15 protein-coding genes are annotated in these 18,495 nt (G+C 41.4%); 2 read left to right on the forward strand and 13 right to left on the reverse strand.

The genetic code is table 11. From position 1 onward, the window contains the following. Positions 1 to 161: 161 nt before the first annotated feature. The 12 genes from AC0J2X_RS01950 to AC0J2X_RS02005 all read right to left on the reverse strand — a co-directional run bounded on the left by AC0J2X_RS01950 (position 162) and on the right by AC0J2X_RS02005 (position 15,450). A complete protein-coding gene (locus AC0J2X_RS01950; RefSeq protein ID WP_069944652.1) occupies positions 162 to 1,121 on the reverse strand; it encodes a hypothetical protein in 960 nt (319 codons plus the stop codon). A 96-nt stretch (positions 1,122 to 1,217) separates the two neighbouring features. Further along, positions 1,218 to 2,141 (reverse strand): polysaccharide pyruvyl transferase family protein, encoded by a 924-nt coding sequence (locus tag AC0J2X_RS01955; protein WP_069944651.1) that lies wholly within the window; start codon positions 2,139 to 2,141, stop codon positions 1,218 to 1,220. Beyond that, positions 2,138 to 3,460 carry a glycosyltransferase gene (locus AC0J2X_RS01960; protein WP_231506523.1) on the reverse strand — a complete coding sequence of 441 codons (1,323 nt, stop codon included), beginning with the start codon at positions 3,458 to 3,460 and terminating at the stop codon, positions 2,138 to 2,140. Before AC0J2X_RS01960 ends, AC0J2X_RS01955 begins: the two co-directional genes overlap by 4 nt. A 2-nt stretch (positions 3,461 to 3,462) precedes the next feature. Further along, complete coding sequence (locus AC0J2X_RS01965; RefSeq protein ID WP_170826513.1) at positions 3,463 to 4,329, reverse strand: glycosyltransferase family 2 protein; 867 nt, start codon at positions 4,327 to 4,329, stop codon at positions 3,463 to 3,465. Positions 4,330 to 4,348: 19 nt separating this feature from the next. After that, positions 4,349 to 5,737: a hypothetical protein gene (locus tag AC0J2X_RS01970; RefSeq protein ID WP_069944648.1), complete on the reverse strand. Its 1,389-nt coding sequence runs from the start codon at positions 5,735 to 5,737 to the stop codon at positions 4,349 to 4,351. Between the two features lie 2 nt (positions 5,738 to 5,739). Continuing rightward, entirely contained in the window at positions 5,740 to 6,837 is a 1,098-nt protein-coding gene (locus tag AC0J2X_RS01975; RefSeq protein ID WP_231506522.1) for a glycosyltransferase, read from the reverse strand. Between the two features lie 5 nt (positions 6,838 to 6,842). Then, positions 6,843 to 8,744 carry an asparagine synthase (glutamine-hydrolyzing) gene (asnB, locus tag AC0J2X_RS01980; protein WP_069944646.1) on the reverse strand — a complete coding sequence of 634 codons (1,902 nt, stop codon included), beginning with the start codon at positions 8,742 to 8,744 and terminating at the stop codon, positions 6,843 to 6,845. 12 nt (positions 8,745 to 8,756) lie between these two features. Continuing rightward, a complete protein-coding gene (locus AC0J2X_RS01985) occupies positions 8,757 to 9,830 on the reverse strand; it encodes a GNAT family N-acetyltransferase (RefSeq protein ID WP_069944645.1) in 1,074 nt (357 codons plus the stop codon). Further along, positions 9,830 to 10,846, reverse strand: a complete 1,017-nt coding sequence (locus tag AC0J2X_RS01990; RefSeq protein WP_014977077.1) for a polysaccharide deacetylase family protein — start codon at positions 10,844 to 10,846, stop codon at positions 9,830 to 9,832. Before AC0J2X_RS01990 ends, AC0J2X_RS01985 begins: the two co-directional genes overlap by 1 nt. After that, a complete protein-coding gene (locus AC0J2X_RS01995) occupies positions 10,839 to 11,948 on the reverse strand; it encodes a glycosyltransferase (RefSeq protein WP_069944644.1) in 1,110 nt (369 codons plus the stop codon). Before AC0J2X_RS01995 ends, AC0J2X_RS01990 begins: the two co-directional genes overlap by 8 nt. Positions 11,949 to 11,950: 2 nt before the next feature. After that, positions 11,951 to 12,916, reverse strand: coding sequence for a glycosyltransferase family 2 protein (locus AC0J2X_RS02000; RefSeq protein WP_014977075.1), 966 nt, complete (start codon positions 12,914 to 12,916; stop codon positions 11,951 to 11,953). Then, the gene (locus tag AC0J2X_RS02005) at positions 12,913 to 15,450 is read right to left on the reverse strand and encodes a hypothetical protein (RefSeq protein ID WP_069944643.1); all 2,538 of its coding nucleotides are present in this window, start codon (positions 15,448 to 15,450) and stop codon (positions 12,913 to 12,915) included. Before AC0J2X_RS02005 ends, AC0J2X_RS02000 begins: the two co-directional genes overlap by 4 nt. A gap of 188 nt (positions 15,451 to 15,638) precedes the next feature. On the opposite strand from AC0J2X_RS02005, the gene AC0J2X_RS02010 reads away from it, so the two are divergent. Both AC0J2X_RS02010 and AC0J2X_RS02015 read left to right on the forward strand, forming a co-directional pair. Further along, the gene (locus tag AC0J2X_RS02010) at positions 15,639 to 16,850 is read left to right on the forward strand and encodes a TIGR03087 family PEP-CTERM/XrtA system glycosyltransferase (protein WP_156086688.1); all 1,212 of its coding nucleotides are present in this window, start codon (positions 15,639 to 15,641) and stop codon (positions 16,848 to 16,850) included. Next, positions 16,847 to 17,431, forward strand: a complete 585-nt coding sequence (locus AC0J2X_RS02015) for an acyltransferase (RefSeq protein ID WP_156086687.1) — start codon at positions 16,847 to 16,849, stop codon at positions 17,429 to 17,431. The genes AC0J2X_RS02010 and AC0J2X_RS02015 overlap by 4 nt, the downstream gene beginning before the upstream one ends. On the opposite strand, the gene AC0J2X_RS02020 is transcribed toward AC0J2X_RS02015, so the two are convergent. Next, positions 17,382 to 18,494 (reverse strand): GNAT family N-acetyltransferase, encoded by a 1,113-nt coding sequence (locus AC0J2X_RS02020; protein WP_239300768.1) that lies wholly within the window; start codon positions 18,492 to 18,494, stop codon positions 17,382 to 17,384. The two genes, AC0J2X_RS02015 and AC0J2X_RS02020, sit on opposite strands and share 50 nt — an antisense overlap. Between the last annotated feature and the right edge of the window lies 1 nt (position 18,495).

Consider the following 18,495-nt stretch of genomic DNA (forward strand, 5'->3'; position numbering starts at 1 on the left):
GCATGTGTGGGTTTTCGAACTTGGTTGAGACAAAGTTTTCCTGGATGCAACTTCTGATCAAGTATCCCTTCTTTTACATTGGCTCCAAATGGTTTTATAGCGAGGGCCTAGACATGCCACAACGGTGGCAAGCCAAGCCTGTGTCTTGGACTATTACTGCTTTAATAGTCCCTACTCGCGTGGTTTTTTTTGTCTGTCTTCGAGGCTTTTTTAGCTTCAATGTAATTCTTAATTCTCCAGGGTATCAGGCGAGAAATACCACTCTCATCACGTTGTGTGCTTTGATCTATCACAAGTGACTCCCAAGCTCTTCCCAGCACATCACATGGATTTTCTTTGTACCATAGGTTTCCATACAATTGCGTACGCTGGTATTGCAGGTGGTCATATTTTGCTTTAACTGCGTGTAGAGTTTCGTTATTAGGAGAAAAGATCACTATGCTATTGTTTTTAGTTTGCTGTTTAACTGTATTGCACCACTCCCATGGCACCCAGCACGTGTCTACATTCTTATTCCCTTTCCAATACTCCCTGATGTAGGTATATTCAGGTTTGAATTTCATGTAGTAGGTATGATGGTCACTCAACTCAGAGTTTATCGATGGGTTTAGGTTTACCATGTATGTTAGTGCTTTTCTTCTAATATCTGGATGAGGGCTTATTTCATAACCATCCAAGTATTTTTGAATGCCACTGTCGTAATTGCATTCGTCAGCTTGCACACCAAATTTTCTTGAAATACATTGAATGAATTCATCACTTTCGAGAAAGCTAGTCAATTCTCGAACTATCGTTGACTCTGGCTGTTTGAGCCTAAGTACAATTCCGAAACCTTCACATGCTGTATTAATTTTTTGAGAAGCATGTTTATGTTCATGCCATTTTATGTATTCTTCGTGGTCATTTATACAGCCTGGGAAGTCGATTATTTTATAGCCATTATTAAACAGCTTTTCAAACAAATCTTTATCGTTTTTACAGTCGCTTATGTTTAGCTCTTTTGCCCTGACAAGCTGTTCAAAATGTTCTGGAGTGAAAAGATTGTTCAGCTCAAGGTGTAAAAAAGGTGATGTCGATAATTCGGTATTGTTAATTTTTTCAATTATATAATCAAACTGCATGTCTTTTCCTTATGACCAAGCTTCAGAGTCCATTTCAAAGTCGCACATTACTTTAACCACAAAGTGTGTTGATCTGCAATTTATTTTGCTCGAAAATTACTCTTTCCACACTACGTTTGCGAATTTCCCTTTAAGTGAGTACTCGTAAATAGCGCGTATTTTAAAGTAGTTATTACCGTATAGATTTACTTTTTTACCTAACTTAGCCGCCGCAATGGCTACGTGCAGCCTGTTGGTGTTCACCGTTTCAAAGGCGTTAATGTGTGATAAAAAACGAAATGTAGACAGCTTGGCCAGCTTAGGTTCGCATGAACTCAATTCATACAGTGCCGATACGTCAACGTTGTCTGAGGGAATGGGAATGTCAGTTTTTTCAACGTCTATTCTAAATGCATTGAGTTCACCGCATTGAGGTTTGCTCGGGTAGGAATGACCAAACAGTGATTTTAAAGTGTAGGCAAGGTAGTGCTTCAGCGATATACCAAAATCTTCATTTTTAAAGAGTGCGCGGCGCTTCAATTCTGATCCAACACTACCCAACTCCGATTGGCTGGAAGGTTTTGATAGCATCTTTTCCACATCTGCGCTTAACACCATGTCATCGTGAAGGTATACGTTGGCTCTTGTTACCATTTTGCTAGCAAATTCATAAGACACTCGTTCTCGACAAAAGAGATGAACGGTTTCAGGAAGCGATTGCAATAACTCTTCTGCACCAAAAAGCGTGTGAGGTAACAATATAAAGGCTTTCACGCGAGAAGCGTATTTTTTGATGTAATAACCAACACGGCTATTTTCACCACCAAAATTGCCGCCTCCACCATAAACAAGAATATCATTGTCTGAAATATCTTTTTCTGACTGGCAGCATTTGTACTCTATATTGTTTCTTTCAAAAAATTGATACGTTGCACATGCGATAAGTGAGTCACCTGCATTGCCAGGATTGGGAAGGTAGTTTACCTTTCCACCAAGCTGTTGGATTAACACTACCAACTCATCATCTTTCTCTTTATTCATTTTAGTTTCTTTTCAATCCAGCTATAACAATCGTCAAATGCATCCTGCTCTTCATAAAGATAATGCATGCCATGTAAGTCATTCACTTTTACTGCGAGGTTTGAGTGCCATTTTACGTCGCTATTTTGTTCTATCTCGTAGTCTCTTATCACGTCTTGCATCATTTGAGTGGCTACGTCGCAATTCCTGTTGTTTAAAATATACTCTCTTGGAGAGAAGGTTCCCTCACTGTTTAATAAACTCAATATCTTAATTTCAAGATCTTGCTCGTTTGCAAAGAAACCTGTTTGTGCATTTATAAAATCGTATTTTTCACCATAATTATGGTTTTCTCTCATTATTACCGGTGTATCACACAGCATTCCTTCAATAATAGCCCTGTTGTTACCCTCAAACTTTGACCACAAGACGTTTATTTTTGCCCGCTTATATAATTCAGCGACTTCTTGAGGTGTTATCCATTCGTAAATCTTTACATTGTCAGCAAGCCCCATTTCATCTGCATACGAAAGGATATCAGATTGTGATATGTCACCAGGGTATCCGACTAATACAATCTTGAAGTCGGGCTTTCTTGACACTACGCCCTTCAAAGCTTGGAAAAGTGCTCTGTGACGCTTGTACTTCGCCCATGCAGCCACAACAATTAAATCTATGTCTCTTTCTTCATCTTTAAGGGGGGGAGCGAAATTCTTATAATTTATAAACCAGCTTGGGCCGACCTTAATTGGAATAAGATTTGAATTGAGTGCTTTAACGAAGTTGTAGTCTCTTTCTTCATAGGTTTGAATGAAAATTGGAAACTTTAGCTGCGTGTAAATAAGAATATTCGACTCGCAAAACCCTGCCCAACTAGGCTCTAGAATGAGATGATAATTTTCTAAAATTTCTTCTGCTTTGAAAAAGCGTAGGAACAAAGGGAAGTAGTAACTATAGTTAATAATAATTACGCCTTTCTCAGACCCATTTGGCTTTTTCAGTACGGTGATAATTCCATTTAGCATCTTTTCAGGTTCGGTAAAGAATTCCGCCGTATTTGATAGAGGCTCAACGGCATTAATAAATGCGTCCTGTATTTCGTTTTCATATTGCTGACCGTTAACGAAATACCGTTTAGCGTACTCTACACCTAGTGAGTAACTGCCAGACCACCCCGTTCTGAAAACTGCTGAAACCAGAGCGAACGCCTTACTTCTAGAACCAAGTTTCCATAGTGCAAATGCACATAACCTTACACACGCAACAAGTAGCCCTTTTTTGCTGTTGTGATCGAACTTAATAAACTCTATTAATCGATCCTTACTATGTCCCAACTTCATATTTATCGCTTCTTTTGGGTGATTAAGTTAACAAAAGTTCGCAATATGCGCTTAACGCTCATAGCATTCCCTTTACATAGAAAAAGATTTAACGAACATTGCAAAGAGAAAAGGTGATCGTTTTTCTCTTCAGCGATATAAGAAAAAATAAGATAAGCACGGCATTTAGCTTCTTTTTTTAACGTGCTGTTTCTCAATTCTTCGTCGTTGAAGGTTTCATCAAGAATTTCGAGATGTACAGGTAATAATGAGCGTGCATTGCGAGACGTAGATTGTGGTTGTACCCTATAATCTAAAAGCACTTCGTTACATAGAACGATTGGATGCTCTTTAGCAATTTGAAGCCATAGTTTCCAGTCTTCCAGCGCTTGAAGTGCCTCATCAAAGCCGTTGTATTTTTCATACACGCTTTTTCTGATTACTAAAGAAGACGTTGTGAGAAAGTTTTCAATCGCAAGCTGCTTGAATATTAAACCGCTAAATAAACGGCTGTATGTAGAACGGTAAACGGTTTTATCGTCAAAGCCGATTCCTACGTAGCGAGAGTCGCAGTGAGACCAATCGGCCTCTCCAAGCGAAATGAGTTGCTTTTCTAGCTTATTGGGATACCAGACGTCGTCCGAGTCACAAAAGGCTAATATCTCTCCTGAGGCTTTTGATATCGCTGTATTTCGAGCTGCCGAAACACCTTTGTTTTTCTGAGATAATACAACAAGACGATTGTCTGTCTCAGCCCATCTTTTCGCAATAATGAGTGTTTCATCAGTCGAGCCATCATCTATTATAATAAGCTCAAGATTTTCAAACGTTTGATCCAAAATACTGCTAATAGATTCCCCTATAAAAGACGAAGAATTATAAGCGGGCATAATGACACTAACTTTTTTGTTATTTTGATTCAGCATTTTCTGTAGTTGCTTTGAGTTTATAAGTCAGAAAAAGAGGAGGCCTTGCATATTTCCCTAAAGTGTCCCCTTTTGTTAGTGAAATGTACAACTTTCTTTGTTCTTCATCGTAATCAGCTCCGCCAATTGCTAGCCCTTTGAAGCTGGTGGGTAATGGAAATTTTCCATGTTCATATGGTTGCAGCGAATGAGGCAGCGCTAAACCGAGCTTCACCCGTAGTAGGTCTGCAATATCCCATGCCCAGTAATAGCTGTAGTAGTCGTCCGCGTCGAATGGACAAGGTCCGCCGCATTGGTGGCCATTGCTTTGCTTTATTTTATAGCCTATTCCGCTCTCGTGGCCTGCCGATTTCCCAAGCGTCAGGTAGGTACGCGTTCCAGGCACGATGAAACCAAATGAAGCACCAGATGACAGGGTCCACATTTTGTTACGGCCATCGCTGTTGAGGCTCAAGGAACGATAATCAGGTTGAATTTTATAAACACTCTGATCAAAGAGAGGCTGTCTCATAGAAAAATCTAGTAAGGCCTCAGTCTCCACCGAACCGGATGGACCATAAACAACGCTTTTTCTTGGGTTAAATGCAAACGCAGTGGGGCCAATGGATAGCCGAGAAGCTATCGAAGCATTTGATTGAGAGCCAGTTATGTGCGTAGCCTCAAAAAGTGCCTGTAACTCTTGCGGTATTTCACTTAACCATCCTGCAGCGTGAGCGGCGCCTTCCAATTGATAAGGGCCGTACATTTTGCTGCTCGCTAGGTTGCTTGCCTGCCAAATCATTATGCTGGTATCTGTTTCGGTGCCATTAGCGTCATACCAATTTATGTAGTTGACCATAAGAGCATCATCAATCTGCTTGATACCGGTAATGCGAAAGTAACCGGCAATTCCCGTCGAAACACGGGGCGTATTATTGATAGATTGAAAACCCTGTAAAACGTAGGTTCCAACCTCAAAGTCTTCTATATCTTTGGAGGCAACTATTGGAGGGATTGATATTTCACCAACACCGCCAAACTGAGGGTGACTGGCGACAAATATTGACTTTTTCGAAGCGCTTAAACTAAATATACCAAGTGAGAAGTCGATCGTTGCTTTCGCGTTATCGCTCGTGGCTTTTGTTGTTAATCTGAATCCTCCTTCATATTCCCAGGATGAAATAGGAATTCTAGGGGATTTGAGCATTGTGAAAGCGTCGCGTATCCAACTACAATCAAGCAGTTGTGGTTTACTTTTACTGTCCTTTAATCCCAGTTCTTGAAATACAGTTCGCTTTTTTTCTGTACAATCTTCTTCGGCAAAAGTTGGTGCGCCAAAAGACAACATGGCAATCAAAATTAATGAATCTAAAAAGCGATGTGATGAAGCCATTGTTAGTTTTCCATCGTCTCAAAATAAATTGAAGTGTAGTGCGAGACCATAGTGTTAGCGGAGAACTTCTCACAAAAAATATTATAGCCGTTTTCACCCATCGCCTTTAATTTTAGGGGTGAAGAGCTCAGTGTTTCAATTGCATGTGAGAAAGAAGAGCAGCAACCGTTAGGTGTTACCAATCCATTCTGTTGGTCTATTATAATTTCAGGGTTGCCGCCAGCATCTGTAACAATACACGGTTTAGAGAGTGACATTGCCTCCAGCAGCGTCATCGACGTTCCTTCACTAAGCGAGGAAAGCAGAAAAACATCCATTAAATCTATAATCTGTGAAGGGTCTTTAATATAACCGGTAAACCGAACTTTGTTTGAAATGCCTTCTTCTTTAACGATTGTCTCAAGAGTAGGCCGTAACTCACCATCACCCACAAGCAAAAGTATCAGGTTGTTTCTGTCACGTAGCGCCTTTGAAAACGCTTTTATCATCATCTCTTGGTTTTTAATTGGATCGAAGCGCGCTACAGTGCCAAGAATGATACAGTCGTCTGGTAGTTTCAAACGCTCCTTCAATGCGTTCTTCGCCTCATTATCACTGTCCAAAGGCTTTATCCCGTTGTAAATCACCTTTACATCGCTTTTTGGAATAGCTTCAAACTCTTCAAGTGCAGTTTTTGTTGCTTCTGATATTGCCGTAACAGCTGACGTAAACTTATTTAGAATAGGATTTACTAGCTTTCGTTTCCAACTTGAGGAATCTGGGTAAAACCTGCCATGCTCGGTGAATATGACCTTAGTTTTTGTAAAAGCCGCGGCTAAAGTGCCGTAAACCCAGGGCGTATACTGATGACAATGCAAAATATCGATATCGTTGTCTTTGATATGTTTTCTTATTTTACTAATTAGCGATCTGTCAAAGCCAGGTTGACGTTCTTCAACCGCTATTGGCGTGCCAGATGCTTTTAAGTCTTCGCCCCAAGGGCCCAGTGGCGCTTCAATGCAATAAATCGACATTTCGATATTCGCATCACTATTTCCCTCAATGATGTTTTTAATCACCATTTCAGTACCACCAATGCGCATGTCAAAAGTTACGTGCATGACTCTCATTGCTGCGTAACCTCTTGTGTTAAGGCATAACGTTCAAACCACATTTGATACATCAACATGCTCCACAGTACTATGCCGTGGTCAGCTTTACGCGTTTGATGTTCTTCCCAAAGTTTCTTTATAACACCGCTATCGAATACGTCGTTAAGCCCACGCTGTGTATCAATGATTTGAGATTCGGACAGTGATTTCAATTCACCTCTAAACCACTCATCCAGCGGCGTGCTAAAGCCCATTTTCTTTCTATACAGCAGTGAATCGGGGATAAAAGGCTTAAAGACTTCTTTAAGTAAGTATTTTTTCTCACCGTCGCGATATTTCTGTGAAGAGGGCAGGGTCGCGGCGAACTCTGCAACTTGGTAATCCAGAATAGGCGCTCGTACTTCTAACGAATTTGCCATACTCATGCGGTCGACTTTTACCAAGATGTCGCCTGTCATGTAGGTCTTGATGTCGGTGTAAAGAATTTTGCTTAAATGATCCGGACCGTCGGCTTTGTTATACATGTCTAAGGTATATTGACTAGGATGGTAATCGGCGAGCTGCTGTGCAACCTCAGGCTTAACTAAGCTTTGCCACATTTCATCTGTCATCATACTGTTAGTGATGTAAAAGCCCATAGCAGGCTCGTGAGATAAGCTTGTGAGTAATGATTTCGCTTTTTTACCGACTGTGCCTGGCACTTTTCCAGCTAATTTCGCTAAGTGTGGAAAAACAGACTTTCGGACCGCTTCGGGAAACTTGTTTCTTAGCTTGTTTTCAACATCGTCAATCGAGTACTTTTCGTAGCCAGCGAACATCTCATCGCCGCCGTCTCCCGCGAGCGCAACGGTTACAGCCTTTCTTGCCAGTTCCGAAACGAAGAAGGTCGGCACTAACGAGGGGTCAGCAAAAGGTTCATCAAAAAAGCTCACGATATGTTCTAGTCTGTCGCTAACGTTTTGGTGAACGGTAAATTCATGGTGCTCTGTTTCGTATTTTTCAGCTATTTCACGAGCGAAATCCGCTTCGTTAAATGCTTTATCATCAAATCCTATGGTACAGGTTTTTACTGGAGTTTCGCTGGCTTGTGCCATCATAGCGACAACACCCGAGCTATCCACACCGCCGCTTAAGAAAGCGCCAAGCGGAACATCACTGATCATTCTTTGTTTAGTGACTTTTTCAAGTAAGGTCTTTAACTGCGCTTTATTGGCATCTTCACTGGCATTTGTGGTGTTTTTAAAGCTCAAATCCCAATATTCATGAATGCTGAAACCGTCTTTATTAAGAATTAAATAATGAGCAGGTGGTAACTTGTGAATGTGCTTAAAAATACTCTTTGGGTCGGGAACGTATTGATATGCAAAGAAGTCATATACGGCGTCTAAGCGAATTTCTCTTGGAATGTTCTCCAACGCCAATATAGCTTTAATCTCAGAACCAAACGCAAATCGACCATTATCATTAAAATAGTACAGGGGTTTTTTACCCAATCGATCTCGTGCAATAAACAGTTCTTGCTTGTTTTTGTCCCACAGAGCAAAGGCAAACATTCCGTTTAGTTTATCTAAACACTTGGTTCCTTCGCGTGCGTATAGCTCTAATATAACTTCGGTATCTGTATGACTTTTAAATATAACACCGTCGTTTTCAAGCTCGGCTCGCAATTCAAGGAAGTTGTAGATCTCGCCATTAAAAACAATAACCAAGTCACCCTCTTTTGAGTACATGGGCTGATTGCCTGCTTCTGAAAGATCAAGAATACTTAGCCGCCTATGACAAAGGCCGATATGTTCATCGATATACATGCCGCTGGCATCTGGGCCTCTGTGATGAATAGCCTTGTGCATAGCTTCTAATGAAGTTTCACCGCCTTCGTTGAAATTAAAAAGGCTAAATCCTGCAATGCCACACATGAATGGTTATCCCTACAAACTGATATAAGGTCGAAGAATTGACCCAGTTACAATGGTAAATTTTAAGGGAAGTTCACGCCAAATGTTTTCGGCCATTTCTCTAACCCTGCTTGAGCCTGACTCAGCGTCGCTTTTAGCGTCTATCAACTCATTATTTTTATCAAAACTCTGCCAGTTAAGCAGTTGAGGTTCTGCGCCCCATTGTTTTTTAAATTTATATGTACCTTCTTCAAAGGTTGAGCGGCCAAAGTCAAAAACTTTCACGCCATTGTCGGCGCAATGGGAAAGCAAAGACCAATACAACAACATATTAGGAGCAAGGCGATTGAAGTCACGAAGTGTTGAGGCCCATGGAATAGAAACGTTGTCACCCGATTTTATGATAACGCCACCACCAATAGGCTGGCCATCGTGATAAACCACGCTAATTAAACTACTTTGGCCGTAACTTTTTATAATTGCCTTAAACCATTTTTCGGCATGAACAGGAGAGCCGAGATCTCTCATGTTTTGAGCATATACGTTGTAGAAATCACTTACTAGGACGTTCGATGTGCCTAACTCAAAGGTAAGCCCATTTTTTTCCGCCTTCCTTATTTGGCTGCGTAATTTAGATTTGAAACTTGATAACAGTATTTCACTTGACTCAGGCAGTGGCAAAAGCATACGTACTTTTTTGTTTTCAAACTGGATTTTGTCTAAAGGTGATTGTTCTATACCTCTAATTTCCAATTTTTTTCCTGTTACGTTTCGCATCTGCGCAACAAGAAGCGCATGCATGTCATTTAACACCTTGTCGTTGTCGGCTAAGCCATAGCCTACATCGCAATAAGGTAAAGAACATATTTGTTTGCCCAGTAAAGGTATATTCATTAAAACAGCAGGGAAAACACCAACAACTTGCCCCGTATTAGCACATGTGGCAATAACGCCAAGCATTGAATGACCGTAAGCGGCCTTTACCGCTTCAAGCCACGCAAACTTGTGATAAGCGGAAGCATTTTTGTGTTGTGATACATAGGCATCCCACAAAGGTTTGTCGCTGGCTGACGCTATTCGTAACTTTGTATTTTGTTGTGCCGTCATTAATTTTGCTCACCTTTAATAACACCGCTTGAAGCGCTGCGGTTACTTAAATGCACCTTGGCTTCTGAGATAGTGCAAAATTTAACATTGGCATTTTTCGCTAAGTGTTGAGTAACAACCTCAATGCGCTGGCATATTGTTTCAAATGCATTTGGCCCATCTAAAAGGCCCGTTGCTCCGTCGATTAAACTAGAGCTGTGTAAGTACATATGAATAACGGGTTGTTTTTTCTGAATGCTTTGATCGACTAACGCAAGCATGTCTTCGATTTCGGTAAGCTCTGGACTCAAATAAATCTTTCTTAAAAGTTTACTGTGCCAAAGCAGACCGACAGATTTAACCCAATTAAAGGGCGGTTTAGATAGTCGATTATGAATGCGTTCACCAAGAGAGAAGTTTTGAATATTAAACCCTGCGGTAACAGGGACCTCAAGCAGTTGACGCTGCTCTCCAGGAGCCAGTGCGTTGTCAAACGAAGGCCAATATGGCGATTCTGGTGCACCTAGGCAGCTAAAATAGTCGTTCCTGTAAAAAGGATAAACGCTTGAATCTACTACATAGCCTCTTGATGCAAGTAATCTAAGCATTTTGGCACTTACGCCCCATCGCCCGCTTCTAAAGGACTGTGGGCGAACGCCTATTTCGTCGTGTAAAAGGGCGTTTAGTGCATCGAGTTTTTGCTCTACTTGCTCTAAAGGAAGGTTTATTACGTGAGATTCCGCTTCGGTTGTCTTACCGAAATAGGGAGGGTTACACCAAGGGTGTAGATGTGCTCCAATTTCCGCGCTGTTAGACTTAGCAAAGGTTCGCAGAGTTTGACTGCCAACATTATTGCTTGCAACGGCGTAATCAACAAAATACGTAGGACGGATACCAAGACTTTCACAGAAAGTTTGAAATGCAGGAAGCTTTTCAACGTTTTCAACTGAACAGTTATGCTGCGGAAACTCTTCGTCCCACTGCCATTCTTCTTCAGTATCAATAGTTAAAACAAATAACACGTCCTGTTTATGCATTTACACTCTCTTTCAGGATTCCTTTGAATAATTCAAGGTATTCATCAGCCATTCTCTTAGCAGAGAAATTGGATTCTACAAACGACTTTGAGTTTTGAGCTAGTGAGGTGGCGAGTGCTTTGTCATCTAGCAGTCTCTCCCAATCTTTCTCAAGCTGCTTGCTGTTGTGAAGAGGAGCCAATAAACCAGACTCGTTGTGTGTTATTAGCTGGTCAATACCCGCAATGTCATAAGCAGACACCGGAATTTCCATGGCGCATGCTTCCATTAAGCAGCGAGGGATGCCTTCAAGCGTCGACGTCATTACGAACAAGTCAAAGTCGCGCAGCAGCTGTAACCTGTCATTTCTAAAGCCTAAAAAATGAATGTCGCTGGCACTAGCCAGTGTTTTTGAATACGCCTCTAAACTGGGGCGGTCTTCGCCGTCACCCAGCAGTACTAATTCAATATCTTGACGCTTTTTATATAAAGACTCGAAGCAGTCTAAAATGGCTTTTATATTTTTCCGGCTGATCATTTGGCCCACAAAGCCAATGGTCTTCTTTTCTTTTGGCTTGTCTGTTTTTGTTTGTCTAACGGCTTCTACTTCAGACAAATCTACGCCATTTTGGATATACTCAAGCTTGTCAGGCGATATATTAAACTTCTCCACATCACTCATTAGTTGTTTAGAAAGTGGAACAACTTTGTCGGCAAAGCGCATCGACTGACATCCTAACCAAATAAAGAGACGGAGTTTCAAGTCGGCAGCATTTTCAAAGCCGTGGGGTGTTACAACACACGGAATACCTGCTTTTCTAGCCGCCATTACGCCCAAAATATCTGACTTGTAACCGTGAGTATGGATAATATCGATATCTTGTTCTTGAATTAAATCCGCCAATTTCGAAACGGCACGCAGGTCAAAACGACCCTGCATAGGAATGTGGTGAGTTTTTCCTATCGCTTTGAACTGTTTTACAAGCTCTAGCTCTTCTGTACCGGGCTCTAAGGTAACAACAAGTTCACTCGAAACACTATCTGGCAAATGCTTTGATAACGCTAACACCCATCTTTCTGCACCGTAAAAACCGGTTGAACAAATAAACTGTAAAACTTTCATTGTTATTTATGCGAGCTGGTACTAACAGCGCCGCGTACTCCTATTAATGTTCCAAGTGCTCTAGCCGGAAAATAAAGCAGATAAAAAAGTGAGCAATGCCACCAAGTTACTTGCTGCTTAACAAGCCTTTTTAGTCGCCACGTGTACGCTGTAAAAGGCAGTAAAGCGCCTACTAACATAACTATAGCGACAATAGGTTGCGAGAATATTATCGCGAGAAAAGCCAGTAAAAGACCACCTGTAAATGCAAAAGGAACAACAAAACTTGGCCACTCTCTGAGCGGAATGCGCCTTCCTTTTAAAGATGCAATATTGGACTGGCCACGCCATATTTCTTTTTTATACATCGGTGCGTAAGCTTTGTCTTCGCCAATGTGAATATACTGGGTTTGTGAGGTATAAAACAACTCACCTAATTTACTAACCTTATCGGTAAAGAAATAATCTTCACAAGTAAGAAGGTGTTCAGGAAACTTACCAGCTGCTTCAAATGTTTCCTTTAAAAGAAATAAGTTGCGGCCAGGTAAAAAACTGACAGGCACATCAAGTTCAGCATTGCTTAACGCCGTTCTTATTATCTCTAAAGGCGGCGCGTTAGGGCTGTTTACCTGCATGGCGCTGACTAGAGCCGTATTGTCTCGTGTTTTGAGAGTATCAATCATCACGTCTAGCCAATTCGAGGCAAGTGCAACATCTGCGTCTAAAAATGCCAAGTATTCACCTGTCGCCAAGCCGGCGCCCAGATTCCTAGAATGTGAAATCGTGTTATTTTCGTCGTTATATACAACTCGCAAATTTACTGTTTCGATAAATGCGCTGAGCGTATTTGAAATTTCTTTATTCTGACTTACCAAAACAACTTCGTATTGTTCTTTAGGTGTTGTTAGGCCCGCAATACTTGTTAGTGTTTCAATGAGCATGTCTTCACGCCCCTTATGAGGAATGATAAAAGACGTATTAATACTCATGGTTTACCTAACCATTTTTGAAGTTGTGGAAAACGTTTCACTAGCTGTTTTCTCTCTCTTGACGGAGATAAATCGATAAGGTTGGACAAAAGAAAACTCAATGAATTGGATTTTTCTGTTAATGCCTGACCTTTTTGTGTAGAAGTCGATGAAAGAGGGCGGGCAGCCTGCTTAAAACCGGAGTAATGACCGTTTTGCATCATTAAACAAAGTACGCGCGTGGTACTCGTTTCTGTACTCGTACTAAGGCGTTGAAAAATTGTATCTGCTAGTTGCTCGGCTTTTTGCTCAGCAAGTGTACGTTGGGCTTCAGTTAAATAGTTAGATGCAAAATGCAGTACGCATAGTTTTCTTAGGTCTTGCCCACTCCACGTTTGATTCGGAAACTCAAGAATGTCAGGCTTGTCCAGATAAGCATATTCGTTCACAGTCATCCAATTGGCATAGTGAGTAAGTGAGTCTACTGCGTATTGATAGCTCGAGTCATATTCACAGCGCTGTTCTTTAAGTGATATAAATCGGCAAACTGCTTGTAGGAATACAGTATAAAACCACGTTGCTTCGACATTATCCAATTGCAATTGGTCGAAGTCATCGGTGGGGGAGACCGTATTCGCTATAATATAGGACGCTGCTTCAATGTCACTATCACAACCTTGTAGTTCGTATCTATCTAGCCTTGCTTGCAGGTAGTTACCCGTACCTCTGTCTAGAGGATACTTTCCTGTTTTTACATTTTTAACACCAGGAATATCGCTATTTTTAAACGCAAGCAGGGCGCCTACAAACGTACCGTCGCCTTCATAATAATTGGTTACCCATTGCGTTATGGATAATGCGGCGTCTCGAGACGGTGTGTAGCCAGTAAGCAAATGATGCAAAGTGAGACCATTGGTATAACAATGTTGCCCACCCGGACCGCCGCCTCCAGCATGATCATCGTAAACACCAGACGGCTGATGTTTAGAGTACGTTCTATGAGAAGCTGTATATGCCTGAACATAATGGTCGGTATGCCAAAACAGTCCGCCGCTATACTCGGGCTTATCGTCACTGGTGTGATAAACATCAATATCTGCAACGTGCTTGGCAAGATCATCGGCTAGTTCAAACCAACGAGGATCGCCGCTTAACAACCACTGCATCAGCATTCCAAATATAGGGTCGTATTGATTGTTGTAATGTGACACGAAAAAGGGCTCGTCAGGTACGAGTGCCTTTTCGTGATCCGCATACAGCTCACCAAAATGTCGCCAGCCAAATTCGTCGATATCGAGCCGCTTTTGATAAAAAGAAGACGAACCTTCAATGCCATTTTTTATAAGTGAGTCAAACTCACATGATTTAGAAGGGAGAAAAGGCAAAACAGATGCGTTTTTTAACCAAGCGCTATCAATGACTACCTGCAGCGATTGTATGTTAAAAGTTGCGATTGAAATGCGTCTTGTTTTTTGTTCACCGGGCTGGAGTTCAGTATTCTCACTATGCCTAGAGCCTAACAAGCTAACGCTCAAACTATCTGCTGATAGATGTGCTGAAGAAGGAAAATTTTGCCAAAACTTATCAACATCAATAAAAAAAGTGCTACCGCTGTTCGAAATCTTAATTTGTGGTTTTGCTTGGTCACCCGAAAGCAATAAGTGCTCTGGTTGGTAAAGTTTAAAACCGCGAAACGGAAGCGAGTTAACGTTGTCTTGATTTACATGAACTGGACTTTGCCAGTTTTCAAAACCACTGGAAGCCTGATGAAGTGTCAGCTCTTCATGTTCAGATGAACTAAATACTTCAGAATTTAGCGTTAGCGTCGACGTAAGCGATTGACCTGTGAGCGAGATACAGCATTCTTTTAAATAAATACTGTTTGGGTCTCCCAAGTCCCACTTCCCATTTGGGTGTGACGCAGCACTTGGGTTTCGCATTGTTAAATGAGCACAAACCGTTCCGGTTCTAAGGAAGATTGACGCCTCTGTTTCAACAATCAGCTTTTTATCGCTGCCAAGCCTAATCTCGTATTTTTGTTCAACGGTTAATGCGCTGTATTCGTTGTTATTGCAATGAAGAGCATAAGAGAATGCAATAGGGGTTATCGATTGAGGAGTAATATCAACAATATCGAAAGAGCTGGATAAGTGCTTGTCGGTTACAAACTCAAAAGGCTTGGCTTTGTTAATTGTGAATGTTTTGCCACTGCCCAGAGACAGTGAAAGCGCCTCATCGTTATTGTTTACAGGTGAGACAAGCTTGTTCGATGGTGAGTCGATCTCCACCGCTTCTAACGTCAGAACTATTTCATCGCTTACTGAATGATGCTGTAAATCAATCAAGCCTTCACATAACAACCACTTTATTGAACCATCTGGCCATAGCTGCGAGGTTTTGATAAAAGTATCAGTTAAGAGTATTCCGTTTGCGGCAAGCCGAAATTGAGTGACGGCGGGCCACATTCCCTTAGGGCAGGGCAACCCTGTTTTAAAATGTCCGTACGTCTCTTTGGCTAAAGAGGCAACCTGGATAGTTCCAACCGTTTGTGTCATTACTGCTTTCTTTATTTCTTCCGTGAGCAATGTTCTTGATGAACATATGCATAATGACTCTAGTATGCCAATGGAATTGCCACTTGTGTAGCCTTCATCACTAATTTGTTACTTTGACCTTATATTTGCTTCGAAGTAGTATGACTACAGGACAAATAAAAACACTAAAGATAGCTTGGAAGGCGCTGATGTCGAAAGTTTGCGTGTTGTCGCAACGAGTACCGTATCCCCCAAATAAGGGCGAAAAACTTAGAACATATCATCAAATTGAATTTCTAAATCGCTTAGGGTACGAAGTCGAAGTTTTTTCTCTCATAGAAACTGCAGAAGATAAGAAAAATGCCGAAGCGTTAGCCAAGCATCTTGGAATTTCGGTTAATTCTTATCAGTTAGGTAGTAAATTCACGCGTTATGCTTCGGCCTTACTGCAAGGTTTGCCCATAAGTGTTGGGGCGTTTTACTCAAAAGCACTTCAACATGTTATTGATGAAAAACTGAAAGAGGGTAAGGATGCGCTGCTGTTAACCGCGTCGAGTTTAAGCTATTACATCTTCAGCTCGCCTTATTACAACAATACCCATTGTCGCTTGTTTATGGACTTTATGGACGTTGATTCAGATAAGTGGGCGCAATACGCAGATTCTTCTTCCTTCTTAATGCGCTACGTATACCAGCGTGAAAGCAAAGGTATAAAAAAGCTTGAGGCGAAAACAAACCAACGGTTTGATGAGTGCTTTTTGATTGCAAGGGAAGAGGCGCAGCTATTTAATTCTTCAGTAGACTCATCGAAAGCGATAACCGTGCTTGGAAACGGATTAGACTTCGATGCGTTTTATCCAGCGAAAACACAGCCTTGCGCGGCTACAATAAGCACTGGGCCGCATTTCTTGTTCACGGGCGTGATGGACTACAAACCTAATGTAGACGCAGTTCTTTGGTTTGTTAAAAATTGCTGGCCACTCATTCGTGAAAAAGCGCCGAATGCAAAATTTACCGTGGGTGGTATGAACCCTGTTGAAGAAATAAAGGCGTTGTCAGACCGCGATGGCATAGATGTCACGGGCTTTGTCGATGATATATTGCCTTATTTTCACCAAGCTCATGCGTTTGTGGCGCCATTTAGGTTGGCAAGGGGCGTGCAGAACAAAGTGCTTCAAGCGGCAGCATGTAAATTACCGATAATAACCACGTCTATGGGAGCTGAAGGGATCTCGTTTGCCAACGCCGACAGCATGTGGATAGTAGATGACGTGGACAGCTTTGTAGCTGCATGCGTGGAAAGTATTGAGAACTTTGAGCTATCACAACATAAAGCTCAACGTAGCTATCAAGCATTAGTTAGCGAATATAGCTGGGAACAACAACTGAGCCCGTTGAAAGTGGCAATGGCACGAATATGAAATCAATAATTAAGAAGAGTTTTTTTGCCCTTTGTGCACTTGTAATGTTTCCTTTCACGCTTATGTATTTAATGCTGTCTATTGTGGTAAACAAAGACTCGCTGCTTTCCTCTTTTAGCCAGCTGCTATCGCTTATACCCGGTAAACTAGGGTGTTATTTACGTTCGGGCTTTTATCGGTTTGTCATGACCTCGTGTGCGCCAAACGTTCTCATCGGTTTCGCCACGTTGTTTTCACAACAAGATACTGAGATTGACGAGGGGGTGTACATAGGGCCGCAATGTAACATTGGTAAATGCGCAATTGGGAAAAATACTTTGTTGGGAAGCGGTGTGCACATTATGAGTGGCAAAGGACAACATAATTTTTCTGACCCAGAAAAGCCGATTAAAGATCAGGGCGGCGTTTTCACCAAAGTCTCTGTAGGAGAGAACTGTTGGTTGGGCAACGGTGCATTGGTTATGGCCAATATTGGCAGAGGAAGTGTGGTAGCAGCAGGTTCTGTAGTTATTGATGATGTGCCTGCGGGGGTTATAGTAGGTGGGAACCCTGCGAAGGTCTTGCGTGCTTTGCGAGAGTAACTGCTGCATTTGCCAAATAATTTCTCAATCGTGTGAGAACACCTTTGAATGTCATCGTTGGAATTTGTAACGAGTGAAATACAACAGTGTCATTGGACAAAGTTTGTTTGTATTGACTTGCTCCTCCCATAAAATCGTACCAACTTAACCCTTGTTGTGCATAATACTCCATTAAAGCAAGATGCAGAATATAACCAGGCTTAATATGCTTAGATGCAAACTCAAGGTTTACTCCAGAGCAGTAAAAAAAGACCGCGTCTTTTTGTACGAAGTTGAGTGTATACCCTAGCAAAGCATCTCCTGCTGTAACTTTTGCTATTTCACAAAGCTTGCCATTACTTATCAAAAAGTTCTTAAGCGTGCCTTTGAAGACCTTATTTTCAAATCCGCTCCCAAAGGTAGAGTCTCCCCACCGCTTTATGTGAAGTATTTCTAATTGCTCTAGAAATGAGAGTTTTTGTTCTAAACATTCAGCAATTGTCACTTTAATTGGACCAAAGCGAAGACGTACTTCTTTTATACTCCTTCTTAACTTGCTTCTACTATTAGCTGAAAGGCGAGAGATTAGCTGCTCTATATTAAGTTCTGGTGAAAGGGAACGACGAAAACCATATGAAATATGAGCGTCATTGCGTAAGTCGCTCAAGTATTTTTTGGGAAAAAGAAATTCACATGTCATTGAAACATTAAGAATATCGAAATTTTGGCTTTTTAGTTCTTTTAATAGTAAATCAAAGAAACGGTTTTGATTTTCAGGTAAGCCAAATGACGTGTTGTACTCTATCCACACTTGGTCGTTATCAGAACAACCAGTTTGGTTAATATGGGCTAACTTAAAAGTCAGCCCATATTTCTTTTTAAAGCTCTCACCGATTAACGCAAAGTGACTCACTGTACTTTGTTCGTAGAGCAAAAACATATGAACCGGAAATGTCTTTTGGCAAAACCATGCTTTGAGAAACCCCTCACTCAAAAACGGCGAAAAGTTATCACAGTTTACTTCATGTAAGACAGTGGAGAGTTGCTCCCAAGTTACATTTGTTAGCCATTGTGTTTCTTCCATG

The organism is Alteromonas sp. R7 (assembly GCF_055755235.1).